This is a genomic window from Xanthobacter agilis, assembly GCF_021730435.1.
Classification (GTDB): domain Bacteria; phylum Pseudomonadota; class Alphaproteobacteria; order Rhizobiales; family Xanthobacteraceae; genus Xanthobacter; species Xanthobacter agilis.
In genome coordinates this window covers 171,037-195,381 of record NZ_JABWGX010000003.1, presented here as the reverse complement: position 1 = coordinate 195,381, position 24,345 = coordinate 171,037, and the positions used below count along the sequence as shown (strand labels likewise).

Below are 24,345 nucleotides of genomic sequence, written 5' to 3'. Positions count from 1 at the left end.
TGCGCCCCGGCTTCAAGGGGCTAAGCATTCGCTCCGCCTGGGAGCCGGGGTTTGTGCCATGTCCGAGCCTGAACATTCTCCATCTGGAGAGCGCAACCGGGCCGCGGATCAGGGGCGCAAGCCCGGATCCGACGACACCGAGCTCAACGCGCGGCTTGAGCGGCTCAACAGTTCGTTGAGCGACGTCCGTGCGAAAGCGCCGGTTCCCGAGGCCACGGGCGCGACGGACACGTCCTCCCGGTCGGGCGTCGCCCTGGCGTTCCGGCTCGGGGCGGAGTTCGTGTCGGGCGTGTTGGTGGGCGCGGCCATCGGCTATGGGATCGACAGGTTTCTGGCGATCTCGCCCTGGGGCCTGATCGTCTTCACCCTGATCGGCTTTGCCGCCGGGGTGATCAACATGATGCGGGCGGCGGGCGAAGGCCCCTCCCGCAACCGGCCCAAGTCCTGACGCGCCGCCTTGGCGGCCGCGCGGCGAGGTCTGGTAAGAGGAACACAAGACCGCGCCTTGCCGCGGTGGTTTTCAAGCGGCATTCGCCGCGCGGTTTTTCAAGCGGCGTCGGCCGCCCGGTCTTATCGGCGGCGGAGCCGTCGCGGTATTTGTCACGCGGTCTTGCACCGCAGAACTTGAGATTGCGGCGCTCTGCGTCGCAGACAGGAAACGCGGCGCATGCGCCGCATGGCATTTCACGCGGCGCATGCGCCGCCATGGCAGGGGGCGCGTTCGGATGACCGTCGATCCGATCCATCAGTTCGAGATCAAGCGCTTTGTGGACCTGCTGAACGTCAGCGGCGTGCAATTCTCGTTCACCAATGCCGCCGTTTTCATGTTCGGCATCGTGGCCATCGTCTTCCTCTTCCTCACCTATGCCACCCGCGGGCGCACCCTGGTGCCGGGCCGGGCGCAGTCGGTGGCGGAGATGAGCTACGAATTCATCGCCAAGATGGTGCGTGATTCGGCTGGCAGCCAGGGGATGGTCTTCTTCCCCTTCGTGTTCACGCTCTTCACCTTCGTTCTGGTGGCGAACGTGGTGGGGCTCATTCCCTACACCTTCACCGTCACCGCCCACCTCGTCGTCACCGCCGCTCTGGCGCTGCTGGTGATCGGCACCGTCATCGTCTACGGCTTCTTCAAGCACGGCACCCACTTCCTGCACCTGTTCGTGCCGTCGGGCGTGCCCGGCTTCCTGCTGCCGTTCCTGGTGGTGATCGAGGTGGTGTCCTTCCTGTCGCGGCCCATCAGCCTCTCGCTTCGTCTGTTCGCGAACATGCTGGCGGGCCACATCGCGCTCAAGGTCTTCGCCTTCTTCGTGGTGGGCCTTGCTTCGGCGGGTGTCGTGGGCTGGTTCGGCGCCACGCTGCCCTTCTTCATGATCGTGGCGCTCACCGCGCTCGAGCTGCTGGTGGCTGTGCTGCAGGCCTACGTGTTCGCGGTGCTCACCTCCATCTACCTCAACGACGCCATCCACCCCGGTCACTGACCGGCTGGATCGCGCGTTCGCGAGCAAGTTCCCCACCCGTTTCGTCAATCCAACAGGTTCTCAAGGAGCAGTCCAATGGAAGCGGAAGCTGGAAAATTCGTCGGTGCCGGCCTCGCCTGCCTCGGCATGGGTCTCGCCGGCGTCGGCGTCGGTAACATCTTCGGCAACTTCCTCTCGGGTGCGCTGCGCAACCCGTCGGCGGCTGATGGCCAGTTCGCCCGCGCGTTCATCGGCGCGGCCCTTGCCGAAGGTCTCGGCATTTTCTCGCTGGTCGTCGCCCTCGTTCTGCTCTTCGTGGCCTGATCGAGACCGGCTTAAAGGAGCCTCGCGCGATCTCGCGCGGGGCTTTTGGCTCAAGTTCAAGTCAGGCAGGCGAGCCATGATGAAGACGTGGAAATTGACTGTCGCGGTGGTGATGACCGGTGCCGGCCTTCTGGGCGCGCCTCTCGTCCTGGCACCGCAGGCCGCTTATGCCGACACGGTCGTTCGGGTGGCCGAAGCCGCCGCGCCTGCCGCGTCCGGCCATGCCGCCAGCGGTGGACAGGCCAACGCCCAAGATCACGGCGCCGCCGAAGGAAACACGGTGGACGCACACGCTGTGCACTTTCCCCCGTTCGACGCCACCACCTTTCCCTCCCAGCTTCTGTGGCTGGCCATCACCTTCGGTCTGCTCTATCTGCTGATGAGCCGGGTGACCCTGCCGCGCATCGGCCGCATTCTGGAAGAGCGTCACGATCGCATCGCTGATGATCTCGAGGAGGCCAACAAGCACAAGGCCGAAAGCCAGGCCGCCCAGGTCGCCTATGAAAAGGCCCTGACCGAGGCCCGCGCCAAGGCGAACGCCATCGCCGGAGAGACCCGCGACCGCCTCTCGGCGGACTCGGAGGCCAATCGCAAGGCGCTCGAAGCCGACCTCAATGGCAAGCTGGCCGCGGCCGAACAGCGCATCGCCGCCACCAAGACCGACGCCATGAGCCATGTGCGGGGCATCGCGGTGGACACCACCGCCACGATCGTCTCGACCCTCATCGGCACCACTGCGCCGAAGGCCGACATCGAAAAGGCGGTCGACGTGGCGCTGGCCGCGAACGAGCCGGCCTGATCACCAAGCCGCCCGTGGCGTCCCTCCTTGGACGCGCGGGCGCGCCGCTCGAAAGCGCTTTGGCCTCTCGAGCATGAATTGAGGAGCACACTCGCGTCGGGCCACCCGCTTTGCCCCTCGGATGTGCGCCATATTGGATTTCCGGCACCTCCGTCGCATGGGCGACCCGAGGGCTCCGATCGATCTTGAGGACCGTGACATGCACGAGATGGAACTGGCGGAACTCTGGGTCGCCATCGCATTCCTGGTGTTCGTGGGGATCCTGCTCTATGCGGGCGCCCACAAGGCCATCGCCTCGACCCTCGACAAGCGCGGCGCGCGCATCGCCGCCGAGCTCGAGGAAGCGCGCCGCTTGAAGGAAGAGGCCCAGAAGCTGGTCGCCGAGTTCAAGCGCAAGCAACGCGAAGCCGAGGCGGAAGCTGAGTCGATCGTCACCGCCGCCAAGGCGGAAGCCGAGCGTCTGGCCAGCGAGGCCAAGACAAAGCTGGAAGACTTCGTCACGCGCCGCACCAAGATGGCCGAGGAAAAGATCGCCCAGGCGGAAAAGCAGGCCATCGCCGACGTGAAGGCCGTCGCCGCCGACACCGCGAGCCGTGCCGCCGAGGGCCTGCTCCGGGTGGCCACCACCGGTGAGGTGGCCGAGCGCCTCATCTCCAAGGGGCTGTCCGAGGTCAAGTCCAAGCTGAACTGACCGCAAAGGCGGTCGCGGAAGACCGCGCCGCAGCCGGTCCATCGTCACAACGTCAGCCGTCCGCATCGCGGGCGGCTTCGTTTTTTCTCAGCCGGTCCGACTGCGGGCGGTCTCGCCCTGTGCGCCCCACTCAGGCCCGATGGGCGGTCGATTCACGCGCCTGCGTCCCGTGCCGACACCGACCTCCTTGAAATCGCCCTCAGGCTGCGCCACACCTGACCCATGTGGAAAATGCCGTCCGATCGGATCGAGCCCCTCCCGCGCCGCTCGCGTGCGCGCCGGGACCCGCGCGGCCTCCTGCACGCAAGCCCGCTTGCGCGCGCCGTGATCGTGGCATTCACCGCCCTGGCGGCCCTGGTGTTCCTTCGGCCACCGGAAGCTCATGCCCAGCCTGATTTCTTCTTCTTCCTGAGGCCGCCGGCGCCGGTGCCCCAGGCACCACGCACCAATCGCAACAGCGGCGGCTGGTGGCCCGGGTTCGGTTCGCCGCAGCGGGAAGCGCTTCCGCCCGAGGAGGCGCCGCGCCTCCCGCCGAAGAAACGCGAGCCGCCGCCCGAGCCCGAGGGCACGCTCTACCCCAGCGCCGACGCCGCCATCCAAGGCAAGCGCCAGCCGCCCACCCAATTCACCCTTGTGCTGGGCGACCGCACCGGCGGCCAGCTCGCCCAGGGCCTCGCCGATGCCACCGTGGCCGACCGCGCGCGCCTCGCCATCGTGGAATACACGCAGGACGACAGCGGCTTTCTGGCCAATCCCGTGGACTGGATGGCCAAAGCCCCCTGGGCCATCGCCAACGCCCGCGCGAACGTGACCGTGGTGGCCCTGGGCGCCGAGGACCTCAAGCCGATCAAGGAGGGCGACCTCGTCCTTGAGCCGCTGACCGACCGCTGGGTCGAAGCCTACAGCCGCCGGGTCGACGAGGTGCTCGCCCTGTTGCGGGAGAAAGCCGGCCGCGTGATCGTGGTGGGGCTGGCGCCCGTGGCCAACACCACCGTGTCCGCCGACTACGAGCGCCTGAACGAAATCATCCGGGCGCGCGCCGCCCGCGCCGGCCTGCCCTTTGTCAGCGTCTGGGACGGTTTCGTGGACGAGGAAGGCAAATATCTCGCCACCGGCCCCGCGGTCGACGGCCAAAGGCGGCGACTGCGCGCCAACGATGGCGTGCGGTTCACCCGCGCCGGGGGGCGCAAGCTCGCCTTTTTCGTTCAGAAGGATCTCAACCGCCTGCTGGAGGATCCGGCCAAGCCCAGCGCGTCGCTGGACAACGCCCCGCCGGCGCTGAGCCTTGCCGGCGCGGCGGCGAAGGCCGATCCCAAGGCCGCCGCGAGCCCGACGCCGGCGCCGATGGCCGTCTCCACCGCCCAGACGGCGACGCGTGCATTGGCCGAGGGGGTTCTGCCGCCTCCGGTCCGCGGCCGGGCGGACGATTTCTCCTGGCCGCCGCCCGCCGCGGCGCCGCCACCGGCCTCCAGATAGCGCCGGGCGCGCGGACCAGCCCCATCTGGAGGGCGGCAGCCGCGACGCGTGAACAAGTGCCCCATCGCCCGCTTCCCGCCGCACGCTTCAGGCCTTAAGTTCGGGCCCGGTTCAAACGGGGAGCTTTATCCATGACCATCCGCCCGCGCCGCAGCTTTCTCTATATGCCGGGCTCCAACGCCCGCGCCCTGGAGAAGGCGCGCACCCTGCCGGCCGACGGCGTGATTCTCGACCTCGAGGATGCCGTCGCGCCCGACGCCAAGGTGGAGGCGCGCGGCCGAATCGTCGAGACCGTAAAGGCGGGCGGCTTCGGCCCGCGCGAGGTGGTGATCCGTATCAACGGCCTCGACACGCCGTGGGGCTCCGACGACCTCGACGCCGCCGCGAGCGCCCGGCCCGACGCCATCCTGGTGCCCAAGGTGCAGAGCGTCGAACAGCTGGTGACCGTGGGCCGGCGGCTCGAGGCCCTCGGCGTGCCCGACACCACCCGCGTCTGGGCCATGATCGAGACGCCGCTCGCCATCCTCGACATCAAGGCCATCGCCGGCTCGGCCAACGACCCGGTCACCCGGCTTTCCGTGTTCGTGCTCGGCACCAACGACCTTGCCAAGGACACCCGCGCCGCGCTGGTGCCGGGCCGCGCGCCCATGGTGGCTTGGCTCACCCTGGTGGTGGCGGCCGCCCGCTCCTATGGGGTGGAGGTGCTCGATGGCGTCTGGAACGCCTATCAGGACACCACGGGTTTCGATGCCGAATGCGCCCAGGGCGTGTCCTTCGGCATGGACGGCAAGACCCTCATCCACCCCAGCCAGATCGAACCCTGCAACCGCGCCTTCTCCCCGCCCGAGGCCGACGTGGCGCGGGCCCGCGCCATCATCGCGGCGTTCGCGCTGCCGGAGAATGCGGGCAAGGGCGTCATCACCCTGGATGGCCGCATGGTGGAACTGCTGCACGCCGAGATGGCGAAACGCACGGTCGCCGTCGCCGACGCCATCGCGGCGCGGGGCTGAGGGCATGGACGCGCCTCACCCACTGCGCGTGGTCATGGTCGCCTATCCCGGCATGACGCAGCTTGATCTCACCGGTCCGTTCGAGGTGCTCAGCCGCCTGAAGGATGCCAAGATCGAGCTGGCCTGGAAGAAATGGCGCAAGCCGGTGGAAGACGCCTCCGGCCTCAAGATCATGCCCACCACGGCGTTCGGCATGGTGTCGGAATGCGATCTCCTGTTCGTGCCCGGCGGCCCTGGCCAGCTTGAGCTGATGGCCGATGTGGAGACCCTCGACTTCCTGCGCCGCATGGCCGGCAGCGCGCGCTATGTGACCTCCGTGTGCACCGGCTCGCTGCTGCTCGGGGCGGCGGGATTGCTGAAGGGCTATCGCGCCACCTGTCACTGGCTGTCCCTGCCGCAGCTCGAATTTCTGGGGGCGGAACCGGTGGCGGAGCGCGTGGTCATCGACCGCAACCGAATCACCGGCGCCGGCGTCACCTCCGGCATCGATTTCGGTCTGGTGCTGGCGGCACAGATCATGGGGGAGGACGAAGCCCGGCGCATCGCCCTCGCCATCGAGTACGATCCGGCGCCCCCCTTTCCTCCTGCCACGGCCGACCCGCGACTGGTGGCCGAGGTCCGGGAACGGACGATCGCCTTCCAGGCCCGGCGCGAGGAGGCGGCCCGCGCCGCCGGCGCGCGGCTCGGCCTCATTCCGCCGGCCTGATCCCTCCTCACCGCCAACGGCAGCACAGCCATGAAGCTCTATCGCTATCTCACCGGTCCGGACGACACGTCGTTCTGCAATCGCGTCACCGCCGCGCTCAACAAGGGGTGGCAGCTCTATGGCGCGCCCACCCTCACCTTCGATGCAGTGAAGGGCCGCGTCATCTGCGGCCAGGTCATCGTCAAGGAAGTGCCGGGCGATTGGAGCGAAGACGTCAAGCTCTCCGACTATTGACGCCGCGGGTCCCGGTCTGGAGCAATTTCAGCAAAAGTGTGCAGCGGTTTTGCGTCTGGAATTGCGATAAAACAAAGAGCTAGAGCATTTTCGGTGAACCGGATTCCACCGGAAATGCTCTAGGGCCGGAACCGTCGGCGCCACCACGCGCGGGGGATCTCCCTCAGCCGTCGGCGCGGCCCGGCAGGAGCACGATGGCCACCTCCACCTCGTCCCCGGCCGCGCGGAAGGACGCCTTGATCGCCGCCACCAGCTCGGCCACCACGGCGCGCGCCTGGGCCATGGTCCAGGCATCATCGAAACCGAGGTGCAGTTCCACGAACATCTTGCCGCCGAACTGGCGGGTGCGGATGTCGCCAAGCTCGGAAAAATCGTCGAAATGCGCCGTCAGCACCTTGAGGATGCGCAGCTGCCCGGCCTCGCCGATCGCCTGATCGAGCAGCGAGCTCACTGAATTGGTGAGCATCGCCAGGATGTTGTAGACCATGAAGCCGATCACGACGAACGACGCCATGGGGTCGAGATAGAAGATCCAATAAACCTCGTTGAAGATCGAGGTGATGACGGTGACGATGAACACCGCCCCCGAGGAGATGGCCGACACCAGATGCACCCGCGCCTGCGCGGCCAGCACCGGCGACTTGGTCTCCGCCGCCAGCCGCAGCGCCTTGCGGTTCAGCACCACATTGCCGATCACGGCCGCCGCCGTGACGAACAGGCCGAACTCGGCCCCGCTGACCCCTTCCGGATGAATGATGCGCTGCACGGCCTGGGTGGCGGCGATGATGACGAGCACGCTCTGCAGGACGGCGATCATCAGCTCCGCGAGATTTTCGAGCTTGCCGAGCCCATAGGCGAATTTGCCGGTGTGCGCGCTGTGGGCGACGCGCAGCACCAGCCAGCACGCCGTCAGCGCCGTCAGGTCGAATGACGTGGCGAGCAGGTCGGACAAAATGGCCGATGAATTGGTGAGCGTCGCCGCCAGAATGTAGAATGGGAACAGGCAGGCCGTGAATATCATGGCCTGGAACGACAATTTCTGACTGGCTGATCCCGACACCGCGGCCCCTCCGTTCGATCCGACATCAGCACCGCGGCGCCGCCATCCGTCAAGCGCCGGCACCGGCCGCGCCCTTCGCGAAAAGACGCAGCCGGGCGGCGCTGAGCGTGGTTGCCAGGCTCCCGCCCGGTCTGCCAACATGCGCCACCATTCCCGAGGACGCATGATGAGCAAGACCAACAAGGGCAATTTCTTCGAGGATTTCAAGGTCGGACAGGTGATCCGCCATGCCACGCCGCGCACCGTGACGGTCGGCGACGTGAGCCTCTACAGCGCCCTTTACGGCACCCGCTTCGCCGTGCAGTCGGCAGACAGTTTCGCGCAAGGCATCGGCTATCCCCGCGCGCCGGTGGACGATCTGCTCACCTTCCATGTGGTGTTCGGTAAGACGGTGCCGGACATCTCGCTCAATGCGGTGGCCAATCTCGGCTATGCGGGCGGGCGCTTCCTCGCCCCTGTGTTCCCGGGCGACACCCTTTCCGCCGTGTCCGAAGTGATCGGCCTGAAGGAGAATTCCAACGGCCAGAGCGGTGTCGTCTATGTGCGCTCGACCGGCTTCAACCAGGACGGCGTCGAGGTGCTCGACTATGTGCGCTGGGTGATGGTGCGCAAGGCCAATCCCGCCTCCCCCGCGCCCGAGCCGGTGGTGCCCAAGCTGCCCGCGGCGCTTGCCGCCGACGCCCTCGGCAGCGCGGTGCCTGTGCTGACCCTCGAAGGCTGGCGCGACGACCTTTCCGGCAGCACCGCGCGCTTCTCCGATTACAAGGTGGGCGAGCGCATCGACCATGTGGACGGCACGACGGTGGAGGAGGCCGAGCACATGCTCGCCACTCGCCTCTACCAAAACACCGCGAAGGTGCATTTCAATCAGTTCACCGAAGGCCAGGGCCGCTTTGGCCGCCGGCTCATCTATGGCGGGCACGTCATTTCCATCGCCCGCGCCCTGTCGTTCAACGGGCTCGCGAACGCCTTCCATGTGGCGGCCATCAATGGCGGGCGCCACGTGGCGCCGCTGTTCGCCGGGCTCACCGTGCACGCCTGGAGCGAGATCCTCGATGCCCAACCGCTGCCGGGCCGCGAGGATGTGGGCGCGCTGCGGGTGCGCACCGTGGCCACCAAGGACCGCCCCACTGCCGACTTCCCCAACAAGGCCGGGGAAGACTACGACCCGAGCGTGATCCTCGATCTCGACTACTGGGTGCTCATTCCGCGCTGAGCGGGCTCGTTCCCGCCTTGCGGCTGTGCCGCCGTCCGCTTGGGCTTGCGCGTGGCCGCCACCGGTGCGACGGCCGCGCCGGGCTCCGCCGGCGGCGGCGCGGCCGGGGCGAGGGAGAAGGCGGACATGAAGCGCCAGACCTCTTCCCCCGCGTCGATATCGTGGTTGCGCAGCCCCAGGAACGGCGTTGCGAGATCGGGCCTGGTCTCCACTCGCGCCGGCGATTGGTGGCCGCCGCGCTCGATGGTGAGGAGCGTAACCCCGGCGCCCTCCTGGCAGCCCAGCCAGCTGCGCTCGGTCACCGTGGTGCCATCGAAGGGGTCGAGATCGGGCAGGTCGCGCCGGCTCGAGGCGCTGCAGCCGTTGAGGCGGGCGAAGAAGGCCGCGCTGTCGGGCGCCGACAGGGTGGCGCCCACCGGCGTCCAGAAGCCGGTGTAGGTGATGACGCTGTCGGCCGTGCCGTGGATGAACAGGATCGGCACGGGCCGCGCCGGGTGGCATTCCTCCCGTGCATTGGCCGGCGTGGTGGCCATGATGACCGAATAGGCCGCGAACACGTCGGCGAACTCGCAGGCCATGCGCTCCACCATGAAACCACCATTGGAAATGCCGGTGAGGTAGATGCGCGCCGGGTCCGCCACCCCGTCCGCCACCAGCTTGCGCGCCAGTGCCACCAGGAAGGCCGCGTCATCACCGGGCCGCAGGACCGCCTTGAGCCGCATCGCCGCCGGCCGGCCATCGTTCCACACCTTGCCCTCGCCTTCCGGATACACCGCGACGAAACGATTGGCCGCGGCGGCCGAATCGAGCCCGAAATAAGCCCGAAAACTCTCCGGCGACTGCATCGCCCCATGCAGCGCGATCACCACCGGCGCCGGTCCGCTCACCCCCGCCGGGTTCGAGATCATGTAGCCGCGATCCTCGCCGCCGACGCTCAGATGTTGACGATTCGATGACGCCCCGGCGCCAGATACCAGCCCCCACCCCAAGATACCCGCAACAAGTGTGGCTTTCGCGCACCACCCTCCAAAGGAAATCCGCTTGCCCGCCTGCCCCGCTGAGGCCGCGCGGAACCGCCCCAAAAGGCCCATAACAACCACTGTCATACGCGCGAAAATCCTTGGAATACCGAGAATAGGCGCCGAACATGGCAGGCGCTTGCCGCCCCTCCCTTCGCCTCGAAATGCGGCGCGCGCACGGCGGGCCTGTGGCTCTTCGGCCACAGATGGGGCGGCACGCGAAGTGGACTTGATCTGAATCAATCCTATTCTGCCGCACAGGCGTGATGTCTATCTCACGAAATTTTCAAATCTGCGGGAGTTGGGGGATGATGAAGTTCGGCTTGGGGGCTGCGCTCGCGGCCACGTTTGGTGCGCTGGTGGCTGGTGAGGCTGCGGCCGCTGATCTCTCGACGCCCGTCTACAAGGCGCCGGTGGTGGAAGAGGCGCAGAGCCCCTGGATGATCCGCCTGCGTGCTCTGTACGTGAAGCCCGAGAATGGCGGCAGCGTGACCGGCGTCGGCTTCTCCGACCTCGATTACTCCGACTCGGTCACCCCCGAGCTCGACATCTCCTACTTCTTCACCAAGAACATCGCCGCGGAACTCATCCTCGGCACCACCAATTCCACCATCTCCGGCGCCGGCTCGCTGGCGAGCCTGGGCGACATCGCCAAGGTGTGGATCCTGCCCCCGACCCTCACGCTGCAGTATCACTTCACCGATTTCGGGCCGTTCAAGCCCTATATCGGCGCCGGCGTGAACTACACCGTGTTCTACAGCCAGAACACCAAGAACAGCGCCTTCAGCTCCATCGACGTGAAGGACACCTGGGGCCTCGCCCTGCAGGCCGGCTTCGACTGGATGTTCGACAAGCACTGGGGCGTCAACTTCGACGTCAAGAAGCTCTACCTCGAGCCCGACTTCGTGCTGCGCACCCCCGCCGGCGGCCTCCTGAACGGCAGCGCCAACCTGAACCCCTGGCTCATCGGCGGCGGCGTCACGTACCGCTTCTGATCCCGGTTCGATTTCATTGGATCCACGCGGCGTCGGGGCAACCCGGCGCCGCTTGCGTTTGCGGGCTGGCATCGCGGCTCTGCCTTTGCCCTTTGCGGCACCGCCCCCCCGAAGCGGGGGGTGCGTCTAAGAGAAGCAGCTCGGGTCCGCGGACCGCCCCCGCGTCCCGCGCCGCGCCCATCCGCCCGGCTGAAGACGTGGCGCACATGCGCCCCACAACTCGCCGCGCCAGCGGCGAAAGATGGAAAAAGTGAAGTCATTACGGGATACAAAGGTGCGCAGTTGGGTGTAAGAAGCATGCGTCGCCGAACGCGCGCACCTCGCAGCGCACCATCAGCGACCCCGCATCCGACCGATGCCGATCCCGCCATCCAACCTAGGGCCAATTGCGCCAGCGTCATCTTCCGAGCATTAAACAGCAGCCTTTCCGCTTTGGAATCGTTGCGAACTGGCCACGATTGAGATACCTGATCGGTCAATTTTTGGAGGAGGCCCATGGCCGATAGTCCTTCGCGCGTCGAGCGCCCCCTTTCGCCTCACCTGCAAATCTACCGCCCGCTGTTCACGATGGTGATGTCCATCGTGCACCGCATCACCGGCATCGGCCTGTACTTCGGCATGGTGCTGTTCGTGTGGTGGCTGCTGGCCGCGGCGTCCACGCCGTCTGCCTTCGCGACCTACAGTTCCCTGGCCGGTTCCTTCATCGGCCTCCTGGTGCTGTTCGGCTTCACCTGGGCCATGCTGCACCACGCCTTCGGTGGCGTCCGCCACTTCATCTGGGACTTCATCCACGGCTTCGGGCCGCAGGAGCGCATGCTGCTCACCCAGGTGTCGCTGGCGGGCTCGGTCGCGCTCACCGTCGTGCTGTGGATCATCGCCCTCGCGGTCAAGGGCTGAGGACAGCGCCATGAGCAACCCCACCCACACCCCCATGCGCACGCCCCTCGGCCGGGTCCGCGGCCTGGGCTCCGCCCATTCGGGCACCGAGCACTTCTTTCTGCAGCGGGTCACCGGCCTTGCGAACCTGCTGCTGATGATCGCCTTCATCGTCATCGTCATCCGCCTGGCGGGCGCCAGCTACGCGGAAACCCGCGCGGTGCTGAGCCAACCCCTGGTGGCGGTGATCATTCTGCTCACCCTTCTTTCGGTGACCGCGCACATGCGCCTTGGCATGCAGGTGGTGATCGAGGACTACGTGCACACCGAAGGCGTGAAGGTGGCGCTCATCATCGCCAACACCTTCTTCACCATCGCGATCGCTCTCGCCGGCGCCTTCGCCGTGCTCAAGATCAGCCTGGGAGGCTGACACATGGCCGATACCGCAACCACTGGTGCCGCCGCTCCGTCGAAGCTGGGCGCCGCCTATCCCATTGAGGACCACACCTACGACGTGCTCGTGGTGGGTGCCGGTGGCGCGGGCCTGCGCGCCGTCGTGGGCTGCTCCGAGGCCGGCCTGCGCACCGCCTGCATCACCAAGGTCTTCCCCACCCGCTCCCACACCGTCGCCGCCCAGGGCGGCGTCGCCGCCTCGCTCGGCAACATGGGCGAGGACACCTGGCAGTGGCACATGTACGACACCGTGAAGGGGTCGGACTGGCTGGGCGACCAGGACGCCATCGAGTACCTGGTGCGCAATGCGCCAGCCGCCGTCTACGAGCTGGAGCACTGGGGCGTGCCCTTCTCCCGCACCGAGGACGGCAAGATCTACCAGCGCCCGTTCGGCGGCATGACCACGCACTTCGGCAAGGGTACCGCCCAGCGCACATGCGCCGCCGCCGACCGCACCGGCCATGCCATGCTGCACACGCTCTACGGCGCGGCGCTGAAGCACAAGGCCGAGTTCTTCGTCGAATATTTCGCCATCGACCTCATCATGGATGAGGAAGGTCGCTGCCGGGGCGTGGTCGCCCTGAAGCTCGACGACGGCACCCTCCATCGGTTCCGCGCGCATCTTACCGTGCTCGCCACCGGTGGCTATGGCCGCGCCTATTTCTCCGCCACCTCGGCCCATACCTGCACCGGCGACGGCGGCGGCATGGTGCTGCGCGCCGGCCTGCCGCTCCAGGACATGGAGTTCGTGCAGTTCCACCCCACCGGCATCTACGGCTCGGGCTGCCTCATCACCGAAGGCGCCCGCGGCGAAGGCGGCTACCTGACGAATTCCGAGGGCGAGCGCTTCATGGAGCGCTATGCGCCGTCCGCGAAGGACCTCGCCTCCCGCGACGTGGTCTCGCGCTCCATCACCATGGAGATCCGCGAGGGCCGCGGGGTCGGCAAGAACAAGGACCACGCCTTCCTTCACCTCGACCATCTGGATCCCGCCATTCTCCATGAGCGCCTGCCCGGCATCTCTGAGAGCGCGAAGATCTTCGCCGGCGTGGACCTGACCCGCGAGCCGATCCCGATCCTGCCCACCGTGCATTACAACATGGGCGGCATCCCGACGAACTACTTCGGCGAAGTGCTGGACAAGCGCAAGGGTGACCCCGACACCGTGGTGCCGGGCCTGATGGCCATTGGCGAGGCGGCGTGCGTCTCCGTGCATGGCGCCAACCGCCTCGGCTCCAACTCGCTCATCGACCTCGTGGTGTTCGGCCGCGCCGCCGGCCTGCGCGCCGCCGAGCTGGTGAAGCCCGGCGAGAAGCACAATCCGCTGCCCGCCGACAGCGCCGAGCTCCCCCTCTCCCGGCTCGACGCCGCCCGCTACGCCAAGGGTTCGACCCCGACCGCGGAGCTGCGCCTGAGCATGCAGAAGGTCATGCAGGACAATTGCGCGGTGTTCCGCACCGGCGAGGTTCTGGAAGAGGGCAAGAAGCTCATCCACGACGTGTTCGACCACGCGAGCGACGTGGGCGTGTCCGATCGCGGCCTGATCTGGAATTCGGATCTCATGGAGACCCTCGAATTCCAGAACCTGATCGGCCAGGCGGTGGTGACCATGGAAAGCGCGGCCAACCGCAAGGAAAGCCGTGGCGCCCACGCCCGCGAGGACTATCCGGACCGCGACGACGTGAACTGGATGAAGCACACCCTCGCCTATTTCGACTCGAAGACGGGTGCGGTGCGGCTCGACGACCGCCCGGTGCACACCTACACGCTGTCGAGCGATATCCAGTACATCGAGCCCAAGAAGCGGGTGTACTGACGCCATTCACGCGACCGCGCGCGCCACACGACGCGCGCGGCCATGGCCAGAATTCCTGCGGGCGGTCCTTAAGGCTCAAGCGACCACCGCTCCAGCGATCCAGGACGTCCCATGGCTGAGTTCACGCTCCCGAAAAACTCCCAGATCACGCCGGGCAAGGTGTGGCCGAAGCCCGCCGCCGCCAAGAAGCTCACCGAGTTCCGCATTTACCGTTGGAACCCGGACGATGGCCGCAACCCGCGTATCGACACCTATTATGTCGATCGCGAGGACTGCGGTCCGATGGTGCTCGACGGCCTCATCTACATCAAGAACAAGATCGACCCGACGCTGACCTTCCGCCGGTCCTGCCGGGAAGGTGTGTGCGGCTCCTGCGCCATGAACATCGGCGGCACCAACACCCTTGCCTGCACCAAGGGCATGGACGAGGTGCTGGTGAAGGGCGTGGTCAATGTCTACCCGCTGCCGCACATGGCGGTGGTGAAGGATCTGGTGCCCGATCTCACGCACTTCTATGCGCAGCATGCGTCGATCGAGCCCTGGCTGCAGACCGACAGCGCCCCGCCCGAAAAGGAATGGCGCCAGTCCAAGGAGGACCGCGAGAAGCTCGACGGCCTCTACGAGTGCATCCTGTGCGCCTGCTGCTCCACCTCCTGCCCGAGCTATTGGTGGAACGGCGACCGCTATCTCGGCCCGGCGGTCCTGCTCCAGGCCACGCGGTGGCTGAAGGACAGCCGCGACGAGCGCACCGGCAGCCGGCTCGACAATCTGGAAGATCCCTTCCGGCTATATCGCTGCCACACCATCATGAACTGCGCCCAGGCGTGCCCCAAGAGCCTCAACCCGGCCAAGGCGATCGCTGAGGTGAAGAAGATGATGGTCGAACGCCACGTCTGAACCCGGCGGCGCGGACAAGGTCCGCGCCGGACCCACCCACCGGGCCCGATGGATGCGGTGCTGGGCGCCGGTGCGTCAGCGTCGGAGCCGGTTGAAATCTGGGCGTGCAGAAACGCCCCTTTTCACCAAGACTTCCCCATGGTATAGAAGAGGATGGCTCGCTTGGTCGGATGGCGCGCCCCGTTCTCGGAGAAGTGCGATGCTGCGCCGTTTGTCCACCTTTGCCATTCTGGCGGCCATCGTTCTGTTTGTCGTGGCCAGCTATCCGGCGCATAGCTTCTCCCTGTTTGCCGGGCTGCTCATCACCTTCAGCACCACCAGTACGCTGATTTTTTTCGCCTTCGCGGTCACCGCGTTGGTGTTCGGCTTTGACCGTGCCTATCACGGTCAAGTGGTGCAGGCGGAGCCGGCTCACAGAAATCTGGACGATCAATTCGTCGCCTGATCGAAGCGATCTCATCTCTGCAAGGAAGAGCGCGCCCCACGGGCGCGCTTTGTTTTTGTGGCCCGGTCGCGCAGCCTGCGGATGCGATAGGAAGCCGGGTGTCAGCGGGGCCGAGGCCCGCCCACTCCTGGCATACGCAAACCCCATCCCCGCCAGGCGCAATCCATACCGAAAGCGCACTTGGCCGCCGCCCGTGTGGCGCCCGGAGCCTTGAGAACGACAGCAACGGCCGATCGGTCGGCGGAGGCCTCCGGCTGCGGGCAGGTCCGCGACAGACAGAGCCGGCCCCGGTGGCGCGCCGTCCGCGGATCCCTCAGCCGCGGCGCTCACAGGATTGGGCAAAGCGCGCTTGCGTCAGAACGAAACCTGCCCGAAGCCGGCGCCGTATCACGGGCGGCAGAGCGCGCCGCTGCGGGGTGTGAACCTGCCGGGCACGGCAGCGGATGAAACCCATGTCGGCGACCTCAGCCAAGCCTTCCGGTTCGACCGCATAAGCCGCAGGACGATGGGGCCGCCCCACTGGCCCCGCCACGCTGCGACGGGCGGACGGCGAGCCCGCCGGGCCGAACGCGCCTGTCTCCAGAGAGGAAAGAGACGACGGGCGCCTGAAACCTCCTCGGGTTTTTCGCCGGGCTGCCGCGCTCCGCGCGGGTCGTCGCCGAGTTGGCCCGTTGGCCCCCGCTCCAAAGCCGCCCGCGCATCCTGAAGGATTCATGACCGCTGCCCCGGGGCGCGGGCGCTGTCATGCGCCCCGGCCTGCGCACCGCGCACAAAATACCGGACGCGGTCCCCGGCCAAGCATCAACCTCGGCAGGTCCAGCTCGGCCAGAACTTCTTTTGGAAGAACGGGCGCATTTCGATCTCATGGAAGACGCGCCAGATATTTTCGTTGGGCTGCGGGCACAGCCCCATCATCGCCGCTGTCGGATTGCCCTGCCACCCCTCGGGAAGATGGATCTCGACCGTGGTGCGCCCCGGGCTGAACTGGCTTTCCCGGCCCCACCACAGGCTCGGCAGGTGCTTGGCCAGATAGGCGCGGATGACCACATGGGGGTCGGTCGGCAAAAGCCGGTTCATGGGCGTCAGGTTCCGCTGCTCGGGCAACTCGTTCAGATCGAGGATCTGGAGTTGCGCCTGCACCGGCGGCGCTCCCGCCAGCACGGCAAGCGTGGCCACCACCGCGCGGACCCTTGCGGCCCGCGGTGCGTCGTGCTTCATGGGCACGCCTCGCCCACGGCCCGGAGTTCTTTCCGCGTGCGCCCCATCGAAGCCCGATACCTCCTGCTGCCGGCGCCGCGCACCGCACCGCGCGTCACCGAATCCCCGCGCCCGCCCTCATCCTCGCGGAGGCCGACGTCGCTCTCGAGCCGCCGCAATCCGGCCACGGCGCGCCGGGGAGCCTATGTCAGCCGCACGAACCTTCCAAGAGCCGCATGACGTTCACCCTTAAACCTCTTCTTCGCACCCTGCTGGCGCAATGGGCGTTTGGGGCCGCACTGGTGGTGCGGGGCATCGAGCTGGTCGGCAAGCTCGGCCTCTACATGCTCACGGCGCGTATCCTCGGCGTGTTCGAGGCGGGCCTGTTCTTCCTGTGCAACACCTGGGTCAGCGCGGCGGCGACGGTCGCCCGCGGGGGCTTCGAAAAGGCGGTGATGCGCCATATTGCCGCCGAGCTGGCGGTCGGCCGCGCCCCTCAGGCGCGCAAGGTGCTGCTGGAAGGCACGCTTTGGGTTTTCGCCGGGGGGCTGGCCGCGAGCCTTGCCACCCTGGCCGCGGCCGAGCCGCTCGCGACCTATGTGTTCAAGGAACACGAACTGACGGTGCCTTTGATGATTTCGGCGGCGGCGATCCTGCCGCAGACCCTGTGCATCTTCGCCGCGCACGCGCTCACCGGCTTCCATCGCGGGGTGGCGGGACAATTCGTCCAGAACGGGCTTTGGCCGATTCTCACCTTTGGCGCGCTCGCGGTGGGCATCCATTCGCTGCATGGCATCCTGTACGCCTTCGCTTTCGCCAATCTCGCCAGCGCCGTGCTCGGCTTCGGCCTGCTGTTGCACGAGCGGCAAAAGCTCATCGCGCAGCAGGCCCGCCCGCGCCCCGGCCCGCGGCGGGAGACCGCGCCCGCCGAGAACATGCCGGCCCTGTGGCGCACGGCCTGGCCGCTGGCGATCGTGGAAAACGTGCAGGCGGCGTTGAACTCCATTCCCACCGTGGTGCTTGCGGCCTATGCGTCGGCCGCGGCCGTGGGCGCCTTCAGCGTGGCAAGCCGCATCACGGTGCTGATCTGGGTGGTCATCATCGCCATCTCCACCATCGCCGCTCCCTCGTTCGCCGCGGCCCATCGGGTGGGCGACTTCGACCAGCTGCGGGCCCTCAACCGGCGCGCCCGCCTGGCCATCGCGGCCTGCGGCATTCCGGCGATCGCGGTGATGCTGCTGGCACCGACCTGGCTGCTCCACCTCATCGGCCCCGGGTTCGAGATGGCGGCGCCCGCGCTCATCATCATGGCGGTCGGCCAGCTCATCAACTGCCTGCTGCCCACGCAGGACGTGATGCTGGCCATGACCGGGCATGGCCGCGTGCTGCGCTGGCTCAACGCCGGCCAGCTCGCGAGCTGCATCGTGCTGTGCTTCGCCCTCATCCCCCCCTACGGCATGATCGGCGCCGCCATCGCGACCGCGCTATTCATCGCCCAGGGCGGCGTCGGCACCACCCTCGCCGTGATCAAGCTGATGCCCCGCGCCTATTGAGGGGGGTAACGCGGAAACCACTGGTTAACCGCAAAGTAATCGGGTGCGGTCATGATTCGCCGGCCCATCCTGGCCAGCGGACGTGAAACATCTGTGGCGGTAAAGCGGGCGAAAAACCGACACGCCCGTGGCGGATGCGCCGGTATCCGCGAGACCGGCCACAGGGGCAGGACGGGCAGAGGCGATGGCTGCAGGGGGAAGTATGTCGATGGCGCACCAGGCCGGCACCGCGGACGAAACCGCACTCGCACCGGCCATCGCCCCGGAGGGCTCCAGCTTCACGCTGCGCGACTTCCTCATCGCCACCTTCTTCCACATCCGGGTGGTGCTTGTGGCCGCCCTGGTGCCGCTGGTGATCGGCGTTGCCGCCGCGGCGCTCGCCAAGACCGAATATACCGCCTCCAGCCTGATGCTGGTGATCGTCAACCGCGAGGTCTCCACGTCCAGCAACGTCACCGACAGCGGCCCCGCCGTGCTGTCGGTGGAAGGCCTGAAGCAGGTGGAATCCGAGGTTCAGATCATCGAGAGCGCGGACGTGATCCGCACCACGATCGAGCAGATCGGCCTTGACCGGCTGTTCCCGCCCGGACCCCTGAGCGCCCTGACGCGCCTGCTCGGCGCCGATCAGGACGAGATGGACCAGGCGATCGAGCGCTTCCGGCGCAGCCTGCGCGCGAACGTGGTGTCCGATTCCAACATCATCGACGTGGAATTTACCAATCCGGATCGCGAGATCGCCGTCAAGACCACCGACGCGCTGGTGCAGAACTATCTCGCCAGCCGGCGCAAGGTGTTCGAAAACCCGACCGCGAAGATCCTGATGCTGGAGGTGGATCGCTTCAAGCGCGACCTCACCACCGCCGACAACGACATCGAGGCGCTCAAGGCCAAGGTGGGCGTGATCGATTTCAACCAGGATGCCATTCTCGCCTCCAACCAGATGGACAGCGTGATTCAGCGCATCCGCCAGGTGGACGAGCGCGAGGCGACGCTGGCTGCCCAGCTCCAGGAGGCGGAGGCCCAGCGCAAGGCGCTGCCGGATTCGGTGTTCGACTTCTCCGAGAAGACCGACGCCCTCTCCGGCGACGACAGCTCGAACCTGATGACGCAACTGCTGTTGGAGCGCGACCGCCTCGCCGCCCAGTATGCCCCCGGCAGCCCGCTGCTGAAGGAAGTGCAGAAGAAGATCGATACGATGCGCAAGCGCATCGCCGAGCGCGGCCAGAACCCCTATTATACCGACCGCGCCTCAAGGAACCCGTCCATCAATTACGTGGACAATCTGGTCCTCAACCTGAAGGTCGAGAAGGATTCCCTCGGCAAGCAGAGGGCCGAGCTGGAAGAACAGCGCACGGCGGCGCAACAGCGCATCGACACCTTGCGCGGCGCCGAAACCCGCCTCATCGAGCTGACCCGCCAGCGCGAGACCTTGAGCGAAGGCTATCGCGAATATCTGCGCCGGGCGGTGGCTGCGAACATCGAGGAAACCGCCGCCCGCACCCGCCAATCCAACGTGCGCCTGGTGCAGGAGGCGGGCGCGGCGGTCACCAAGCGCTCCCTGGTGCTGCCCATGCTCGCCGGTGGCATTCTCGGCGGCATCCTGTTCGGCGCGGCGGCGGGCGCCATCGCCTCGGTGCTGCGCACCACGTTCATCATGCCGAGCGAGCCGGAACGGCTCCTGGGCCTGCCCAACCTCGCCACCTTCGATGACGGCGCCGAGGACCATGCCAGCATGGCGGTGGACCAGGCGATCGGCAGTTGCGCCACCTTGCTGCTCGACACACGGGTCGACGACCAGCCATTGCGCGCCATGCATTTCCTCGCCCCCGAGCGGGGCGAGACCCTACCCTGGTTCTGCCGGCGCCTCGCGGAGGAATTCTCCACCCAGCGCCGCATGCGCACCCTGCTGGTGGACCTCAGCTCCAACACCCCCTATCCGCTTCATACCGGGCACACCGACATAATCGGCGGCCTCTCCGTCACCACCACGCCGGTGCCGCTGCTGTGGTCGGCGGCGGAGGTGGCCACTTCCCCCCTGCTCAGCGTGCGCCTGCCGGTGGTGGAAGGCGAAGAGATGATCAAGGCGTTGAAGGCGGCCTTCGACTGCATCGTCATCTGCTCCAGCCTTCCCGGCTCGTCGCTGGTCACCCAGCGGCTGACCCAGCTCGTGGACGGCAATATCCTTGCCGTCCACGCGGAAATCACCCGCAAGCCCGCCGCCATCCATCTGCGCGAGACGGTGGACGAAGTCGGCGGCGCGCTCCTGGGCTTCATCTTCTTCGGCCGGCGCTATTACCTGCCCAACTGGCTCTATCGGCGCGCCTGACCGGCGCACCGCCTCGGCTGAACCGCGAAAGATCAGGGCGCGCCCCACCAGGGCGCGCCCTGATCTTTTTGTGGCACCCTCACCGCCCTCTGATTCGCCGCCGGACCGCGGGGATAGGCCAGCACGCCCGCCGCGCGCGGAGGCGGTTGCAACATACCGAAGCGTAAAATTGACTTTTCCCCAGCGTTCTGACCCCGCCATCAGCAGATTCCGGGACTTAGCACGCGCGGATCCAGGCTGTGGCGTGGCGTTAAGGACTTTCTTAACCATGGGGCTTTAGCGTGTGTTAACCAAGAATTGCGGGTTTACCTGAGGTCCTCGGCCCGGCGCGCCGGCCATGGATTCAGGCGAGCGCGGTTTGATCGAGACATTTCGGGAGTTGTCGATGGTCTTGCCCCGGTGCGGTTGGATCGCATCCGCGCGCCAAATGGTGCGGGACGGCTTCAGCAGGCTTCGGTCCGTGGCCCCGGTCGCGACGACGCTGGTGGTCGGCGCCCTGGCGCTGGGCGGTTGTGCCGCCATCGCCACCTCGCAGAATACCGGCACCCCGCCCTTCACCACCGGGCAGGAGCTGCGATTCACCGAGGTGAACGCGGATCGCTTCAGCCCCTGGAGCGACATGGCGCCGGCCTACCGGGTGGCGCCGGGCGACCGGCTGAAGGTCAAGTATTTCATCACCCGGGACATGGACGAGGATCTCATCGTCAGCCCCGACGGCACCATCGCCCCCCGCGCCATCGGCCAGATCAAGGTCGAGGGCTCCACCTTGGGCGGCATCGAGGACTATATCCGCAAGGCCTCGCGCAAGGAGCTGGTGGACCAGAAGGTGGTTGTCGCGCTCGACGCCGCCGCCGGCCCGCGGGTCTATGTGGGCGGCATGGTCAAGCAGCCGGGCATGATCAAGCTCGAAAGCTCCGGCACCAGCGTCCTGCAAGCGGTCGTGGTGGCTGGCGGCTTCACCGAGGAGGCCCGCACCGGGCAGGTGGCGCTGATCCGCCGCGGCCCAGACAACATGCCCATGCTGCGCCTGATCGACGTGCGCGAGATGATCGAAACCGGCTTCTCCGATGGCGACGTCCCGCTTGTAAGCGGTGACATCGTCTTCGTCCCGCGCAGCTCCATCGCCGAGGTGAATCTCTGGATCGACCAGTTCATCAACCGCGTGGTGCCGTTCCAGCGCTCCTTCAGCTATACCATCGGCAACTACACTCAGAACGGCGGCACGACCTCCGTCGTGCCCTGACCGGGGACACGCCGGGAGCCGCCGCCGGCGCACAGGCGCGGGCGGCCGCTCCACGGTCCGGGTTGACGCGTTTTCTCCACGCCGGCCAGATCCGCGGCGCGCGGAGGCCGGAGCGAGGCCCCGCAACCTGATCCGCGGAACCAGAAGCACGGGACGCCATCATGCCGCAAAAGATCGCCCTTCCGCCGGACGTGAAAACGGTCATGTTCCTCAACGTGCCGTTCGCATGCCTCGATGTCGCGGGTGCAGCGGCCCTCATCGCCGCCCGTCCGCCCGGCGCGCCCTTCGCCTATGTGGTGACCCCCAATGCGGCCAATCTCACCCGGATCAACGAGCTGAAGGACCCGGTCTTCATCGAGATCTACGAGAACGCCTGGCTGCACACCATGGACGGCGCCGTGCCGCGGGCCCTGGCGCGGCAATTGTTCGGCCTCGACATCCCCCGCACGCCCGGTTCCGACCTCACCGAGGCCTTGTTCGAGCACCACATCAAGCCCGACGACGCCATCACCATCATCGGCGGGTCGGACGAGATGCTGGAGCGCCTCAAGGCCCGCTACCACCTCACCAACGTGGCCATGTGGGTGCCGCCCATGGGCTTCATCGACAAGCCCGATGAAGTGGAGCGCTGCGTCCGGTTCGTGCTGGACCATCCGGCCCGCTACCTCTTCTTCGTCACCGGATCGCCGCGCTCGGAATATGTCACGCGCCTGGTGTGGCAGCGCGGCACGGCGGTGGGCACGGGCCTGTGCGTCGGCAATTCGCTGAACTTTCTCACCGGCCTGTCCACCCGCGCGCCCCTCATCTACCGGCGGCTCGGGGTGGAATGGCTGCACCGGCTCGTCACCGATCCGAAGATCCAGGTGAAGCGGATCTTCGTGGATTCCCTGCCGGTGCTGCTCGCCGCCGCCAAGGCGCGGCTGAACCCGGCGGCCTACGGCATGGCGACGCCGGACAAAACCGCCCCATGACGGCGTTGGCCCCGCCGCCCCGCCGCAAGGTGGAGATGCCGCTGCGGCAACACTCGCGGTCGCGCGCGCGCCGGGGAGCCCGCATTTCAAAGACGGCGACCTTTGCCCTCGCCTTCGCCATGCCCTTCTTCGCGCAGGTGTTCCATTACCTGAACGAGCTGCCGCCGCCCTACCTGCTGTCCAAGGCGTGGCCGTTCCTGATGTTTCCGCTCAGCCTCTACGGCGCCATCCGGATGCGGCTGCCGGGGCGCAACCTGTTCCTGCTGCTGCTCGCCTACCTGCTGGGCTTCACGCCGCTGGTGTCCATCATCCAGCTCGGCAACGGCCTGCTGGACGCCCTCGCCACCACGGTGAAGGCGTGGCCCTTCACCTATTATTTCGCGCTGGCGGCGATGCTGTCGCTCCTGGCGCTGCCGCCTGAACGGGTGCGGGCCGTGTTTCTCAGCTACGGCATCGCCACTTTCGTGCTTCTGGTGCTGCTCTACACCCTTGCTCCCCGGTCCTGGTTCGTGACCGATCCCATCAACGGCAAGCTCTTGCAGTATGATACGGATCGCGGCCGGCGCGTATACATGTCGATGATCTTCGGCATGATCTTCATCTTCTACCTCGCGCGCAGCGCCATCCTTGAGGGCAAGCGCCTGCGCCTGCTTCTGATCCCGGTATGCCTGCTGATCCAGGTCCTCACCTACAAGCAGCGCACGGCCATCGCCGTGGCGGTGCTGGTGACGGCCTACGGCATCGTGATGTCGCTGCCCGGCCGGCTGCGCCGGCTCGCCATCGGCCTCGGCATCGGCATGATGGTGCCCATGCTGCTGCTGGTCGCCGCCAAGCTCGGCCTGTTCGGCGGCGCGGGCTGGGACACCCTGGAACAGAGCCTGGGCGGCTCGCTCTCGGTGCGGCAGAATTCGAGCGCGCTGGCGGCGCGCTTCCTGGGCGACGACACCTTGCGCTGGATCTTCGGGGTGGGCGCCACCACCCGTTTCGGCTCCGTCACGCTGGCCGACATCTTCGGCTACAGCCAGTTCTTCGTCTCCGATCTCGGCTGGCTCGGCGTCGTGTTCGAATACGGGCTCATCGGCGCCATCCTGGTGCTGGTGGTGCACGTCTGGGCCTATGTCACCACCGCCCGACGCGGCATGGCCACGCGCGACCCCTTCATTCTCGCCCTTTCAGACTATGTGCTCTACCTCATCCTGACATCGGCGGTTTATTCCCTGGTGCTCCAGCCGGGCGAGCTCGGCGTGGTGCTGGCGCTCGCCGTCTATCTGTCGGCGGTGGGACGCGCGGCGCCAGCGGTCCCGACCGTCGCGCGCACCGTCCCACGCAGGCACTGGCTCGCGCGTTGAGGCGCGCTTGGCGGGAGGATGCGGCGCCACCGCAGCGGCAGGGAAAGGGCGCAGCGGATCGGCGCGCGCAACCCCATTGCGCGCGCGAGTGGCGGACGCGACCTTCTGCCACCGGCGCGACGGCGTTCGATCCTTGGCCATTCACGTATAGACAAGCCACTATGTGCTCGGATGCACCTGCCGGAAAATGATGGCAAGGTACCTCCCACGAAACTAAGGTGACCTCGAAAGC

At 67.2% G+C, this 24,345-nt stretch carries 24 protein-coding genes; 21 read left to right on the top strand and 3 right to left on the bottom strand.

What is annotated here, in order from left to right; genetic code table 11:
* Positions 1-58: 58 nt before the first annotated feature.
* The 9 genes from HUW53_RS03250 to HUW53_RS03210 all read left to right on the top strand — a co-directional run bounded on the left by HUW53_RS03250 (position 59) and on the right by HUW53_RS03210 (position 6,697).
* Positions 59-448, top strand: a complete 390-nt coding sequence (locus HUW53_RS03250) for an AtpZ/AtpI family protein (RefSeq protein ID WP_237344301.1) — start codon at positions 59-61, stop codon at positions 446-448.
* Positions 449-725: 277 nt separating this feature from the next.
* Positions 726-1,478, top strand: coding sequence for a F0F1 ATP synthase subunit A (locus HUW53_RS03245; protein ID WP_237344300.1), 753 nt, complete (start codon positions 726-728; stop codon positions 1,476-1,478).
* Positions 1,479-1,553: 75 nt separating this feature from the next.
* Positions 1,554-1,781, top strand: coding sequence for a F0F1 ATP synthase subunit C (locus HUW53_RS03240; RefSeq protein ID WP_234051604.1), 228 nt, complete (start codon positions 1,554-1,556; stop codon positions 1,779-1,781).
* Between the two features lie 112 nt (positions 1,782-1,893).
* Positions 1,894-2,580 carry a F0F1 ATP synthase subunit B gene (locus tag HUW53_RS03235; RefSeq protein WP_237344344.1) on the top strand — a complete coding sequence of 229 codons (687 nt, stop codon included), beginning with the start codon at positions 1,894-1,896 and terminating at the stop codon, positions 2,578-2,580.
* Between the two features lie 199 nt (positions 2,581-2,779).
* Complete coding sequence (locus tag HUW53_RS03230) at positions 2,780-3,271, top strand: F0F1 ATP synthase subunit B family protein (protein ID WP_237344299.1); 492 nt, start codon at positions 2,780-2,782, stop codon at positions 3,269-3,271.
* A gap of 324 nt (positions 3,272-3,595) precedes the next feature.
* Positions 3,596-4,747 carry an SGNH/GDSL hydrolase family protein gene (locus HUW53_RS03225; RefSeq protein WP_237344298.1) on the top strand — a complete coding sequence of 384 codons (1,152 nt, stop codon included), beginning with the start codon at positions 3,596-3,598 and terminating at the stop codon, positions 4,745-4,747.
* 131 nt (positions 4,748-4,878) lie between these two features.
* Positions 4,879-5,757 (top strand): HpcH/HpaI aldolase/citrate lyase family protein, encoded by an 879-nt coding sequence (locus HUW53_RS03220; protein ID WP_237344297.1) that lies wholly within the window; start codon positions 4,879-4,881, stop codon positions 5,755-5,757.
* 4 nt (positions 5,758-5,761) lie between these two features.
* A complete protein-coding gene (locus HUW53_RS03215; protein ID WP_237344296.1) occupies positions 5,762-6,463 on the top strand; it encodes a DJ-1/PfpI family protein in 702 nt (233 codons plus the stop codon).
* Positions 6,464-6,493: 30 nt separating this feature from the next.
* On the top strand, positions 6,494-6,697 hold the full coding sequence (locus tag HUW53_RS03210; RefSeq protein WP_237344295.1) for a DUF1737 domain-containing protein: 204 nt from the start codon (positions 6,494-6,496) through the stop codon (positions 6,695-6,697).
* Between the two features lie 163 nt (positions 6,698-6,860).
* On the opposite strand, the gene HUW53_RS03205 is transcribed toward HUW53_RS03210, so the two are convergent.
* A complete protein-coding gene (locus HUW53_RS03205; protein ID WP_237344294.1) occupies positions 6,861-7,757 on the bottom strand; it encodes a cation diffusion facilitator family transporter in 897 nt (298 codons plus the stop codon).
* A 166-nt stretch (positions 7,758-7,923) separates the two neighbouring features.
* Between HUW53_RS03205 and HUW53_RS03200 the strand changes: the two genes are divergently transcribed.
* The gene (locus HUW53_RS03200; protein ID WP_237344343.1) at positions 7,924-8,973 is read left to right on the top strand and encodes a MaoC family dehydratase; all 1,050 of its coding nucleotides are present in this window, start codon (positions 7,924-7,926) and stop codon (positions 8,971-8,973) included.
* Here the strand turns inward: HUW53_RS03200 and HUW53_RS03195 are convergent.
* The gene (locus HUW53_RS03195; RefSeq protein WP_237344293.1) at positions 8,949-9,881 is read right to left on the bottom strand and encodes a CE1 family esterase; all 933 of its coding nucleotides are present in this window, start codon (positions 9,879-9,881) and stop codon (positions 8,949-8,951) included. The genes HUW53_RS03200 and HUW53_RS03195 overlap by 25 nt on opposite strands.
* Before the next feature lie 422 nt (positions 9,882-10,303).
* On the opposite strand from HUW53_RS03195, the gene HUW53_RS03190 reads away from it, so the two are divergent.
* The 6 genes from HUW53_RS03190 (at position 10,304) to HUW53_RS03165 (ending at position 15,474) form a co-directional block, all read left to right on the top strand.
* Positions 10,304-10,987 (top strand): OmpW/AlkL family protein, encoded by a 684-nt coding sequence (locus HUW53_RS03190; RefSeq protein ID WP_370877767.1) that lies wholly within the window; start codon positions 10,304-10,306, stop codon positions 10,985-10,987.
* A 495-nt stretch (positions 10,988-11,482) separates the two neighbouring features.
* A complete protein-coding gene (gene sdhC, locus HUW53_RS03185) occupies positions 11,483-11,884 on the top strand; it encodes a succinate dehydrogenase, cytochrome b556 subunit (protein ID WP_237344291.1) in 402 nt (133 codons plus the stop codon).
* Between the two features lie 10 nt (positions 11,885-11,894).
* Entirely contained in the window at positions 11,895-12,293 is a 399-nt protein-coding gene (gene sdhD / locus HUW53_RS03180; RefSeq protein WP_237344290.1) for a succinate dehydrogenase, hydrophobic membrane anchor protein, read from the top strand.
* Positions 12,294-12,296: 3 nt separating this feature from the next.
* Positions 12,297-14,132 (top strand): succinate dehydrogenase flavoprotein subunit, encoded by a 1,836-nt coding sequence (gene sdhA / locus HUW53_RS03175; protein WP_237344289.1) that lies wholly within the window; start codon positions 12,297-12,299, stop codon positions 14,130-14,132.
* Between the two features lie 111 nt (positions 14,133-14,243).
* Positions 14,244-15,029: a succinate dehydrogenase iron-sulfur subunit gene (locus HUW53_RS03170; protein WP_237344288.1), complete on the top strand. Its 786-nt coding sequence runs from the start codon at positions 14,244-14,246 to the stop codon at positions 15,027-15,029.
* Positions 15,030-15,228: 199 nt separating this feature from the next.
* Positions 15,229-15,474 carry a hypothetical protein gene (locus HUW53_RS03165; RefSeq protein ID WP_237344287.1) on the top strand — a complete coding sequence of 82 codons (246 nt, stop codon included), beginning with the start codon at positions 15,229-15,231 and terminating at the stop codon, positions 15,472-15,474.
* A gap of 801 nt (positions 15,475-16,275) precedes the next feature.
* On the opposite strand, the gene HUW53_RS03160 is transcribed toward HUW53_RS03165, so the two are convergent.
* The gene (locus HUW53_RS03160) at positions 16,276-16,692 is read right to left on the bottom strand and encodes a hypothetical protein (RefSeq protein ID WP_237344286.1); all 417 of its coding nucleotides are present in this window, start codon (positions 16,690-16,692) and stop codon (positions 16,276-16,278) included.
* Between the two features lie 215 nt (positions 16,693-16,907).
* Between HUW53_RS03160 and HUW53_RS03155 the strand changes: the two genes are divergently transcribed.
* From HUW53_RS03155 to HUW53_RS03135, 5 genes are all read left to right on the top strand, one after another.
* Positions 16,908-18,224 carry an oligosaccharide flippase family protein gene (locus tag HUW53_RS03155; RefSeq protein ID WP_237344285.1) on the top strand — a complete coding sequence of 439 codons (1,317 nt, stop codon included), beginning with the start codon at positions 16,908-16,910 and terminating at the stop codon, positions 18,222-18,224.
* A 202-nt stretch (positions 18,225-18,426) separates the two neighbouring features.
* The gene (locus HUW53_RS03150; protein WP_237344284.1) at positions 18,427-20,550 is read left to right on the top strand and encodes an exopolysaccharide transport family protein; all 2,124 of its coding nucleotides are present in this window, start codon (positions 18,427-18,429) and stop codon (positions 20,548-20,550) included.
* Between the two features lie 460 nt (positions 20,551-21,010).
* Positions 21,011-21,793, top strand: coding sequence for a polysaccharide biosynthesis/export family protein (locus HUW53_RS03145; protein WP_237344283.1), 783 nt, complete (start codon positions 21,011-21,013; stop codon positions 21,791-21,793).
* 161 nt (positions 21,794-21,954) lie between these two features.
* The gene (locus tag HUW53_RS03140; protein ID WP_237344282.1) at positions 21,955-22,764 is read left to right on the top strand and encodes a WecB/TagA/CpsF family glycosyltransferase; all 810 of its coding nucleotides are present in this window, start codon (positions 21,955-21,957) and stop codon (positions 22,762-22,764) included.
* Positions 22,761-24,113: a hypothetical protein gene (locus HUW53_RS03135; protein ID WP_237344281.1), complete on the top strand. Its 1,353-nt coding sequence runs from the start codon at positions 22,761-22,763 to the stop codon at positions 24,111-24,113. The genes HUW53_RS03140 and HUW53_RS03135 overlap by 4 nt, the downstream gene beginning before the upstream one ends.
* Positions 24,114-24,345 lie beyond the last annotated feature (232 nt).

Coding starts and splice junctions, on each gene's coding strand:
- HUW53_RS03150 (WP_237344284.1), top strand. CDS start 18,427: ATGTCGATGGCGCACCAGGCCGGCACCGCGGACGAAACCGCACTCGCA.
- HUW53_RS03230 (WP_237344299.1), top strand. CDS start 2,780: ATGCACGAGATGGAACTGGCGGAACTCTGGGTCGCCATCGCATTCCTG.
- HUW53_RS03165 (WP_237344287.1), top strand. CDS start 15,229: ATGCTGCGCCGTTTGTCCACCTTTGCCATTCTGGCGGCCATCGTTCTG.
- HUW53_RS03235 (WP_237344344.1), top strand. CDS start 1,894: ATGACCGGTGCCGGCCTTCTGGGCGCGCCTCTCGTCCTGGCACCGCAG.
- HUW53_RS03195 (WP_237344293.1), bottom strand. CDS start 9,881: ATGATCTCGAACCCGGCGGGGGTGAGCGGACCGGCGCCGGTGGTGATC.
- HUW53_RS03200 (WP_237344343.1), top strand. CDS start 7,924: ATGAGCAAGACCAACAAGGGCAATTTCTTCGAGGATTTCAAGGTCGGA.
- HUW53_RS03250 (WP_237344301.1), top strand. CDS start 59: ATGTCCGAGCCTGAACATTCTCCATCTGGAGAGCGCAACCGGGCCGCG.
- HUW53_RS03140 (WP_237344282.1), top strand. CDS start 21,955: ATGCCGCAAAAGATCGCCCTTCCGCCGGACGTGAAAACGGTCATGTTC.
- HUW53_RS03135 (WP_237344281.1), top strand. CDS start 22,761: ATGACGGCGTTGGCCCCGCCGCCCCGCCGCAAGGTGGAGATGCCGCTG.
- HUW53_RS03170 (WP_237344288.1), top strand. CDS start 14,244: ATGGCTGAGTTCACGCTCCCGAAAAACTCCCAGATCACGCCGGGCAAG.
- HUW53_RS03155 (WP_237344285.1), top strand. CDS start 16,908: ATGACGTTCACCCTTAAACCTCTTCTTCGCACCCTGCTGGCGCAATGG.
- sdhA (WP_237344289.1), top strand. CDS start 12,297: ATGGCCGATACCGCAACCACTGGTGCCGCCGCTCCGTCGAAGCTGGGC.
- sdhC (WP_237344291.1), top strand. CDS start 11,483: ATGGCCGATAGTCCTTCGCGCGTCGAGCGCCCCCTTTCGCCTCACCTG.
- HUW53_RS03245 (WP_237344300.1), top strand. CDS start 726: ATGACCGTCGATCCGATCCATCAGTTCGAGATCAAGCGCTTTGTGGAC.
- HUW53_RS03190 (WP_370877767.1), top strand. CDS start 10,304: ATGAAGTTCGGCTTGGGGGCTGCGCTCGCGGCCACGTTTGGTGCGCTG.
- HUW53_RS03215 (WP_237344296.1), top strand. CDS start 5,762: ATGGACGCGCCTCACCCACTGCGCGTGGTCATGGTCGCCTATCCCGGC.
- HUW53_RS03220 (WP_237344297.1), top strand. CDS start 4,879: ATGACCATCCGCCCGCGCCGCAGCTTTCTCTATATGCCGGGCTCCAAC.
- HUW53_RS03240 (WP_234051604.1), top strand. CDS start 1,554: ATGGAAGCGGAAGCTGGAAAATTCGTCGGTGCCGGCCTCGCCTGCCTC.
- HUW53_RS03210 (WP_237344295.1), top strand. CDS start 6,494: ATGAAGCTCTATCGCTATCTCACCGGTCCGGACGACACGTCGTTCTGC.
- sdhD (WP_237344290.1), top strand. CDS start 11,895: ATGAGCAACCCCACCCACACCCCCATGCGCACGCCCCTCGGCCGGGTC.
- HUW53_RS03160 (WP_237344286.1), bottom strand. CDS start 16,692: ATGAAGCACGACGCACCGCGGGCCGCAAGGGTCCGCGCGGTGGTGGCC.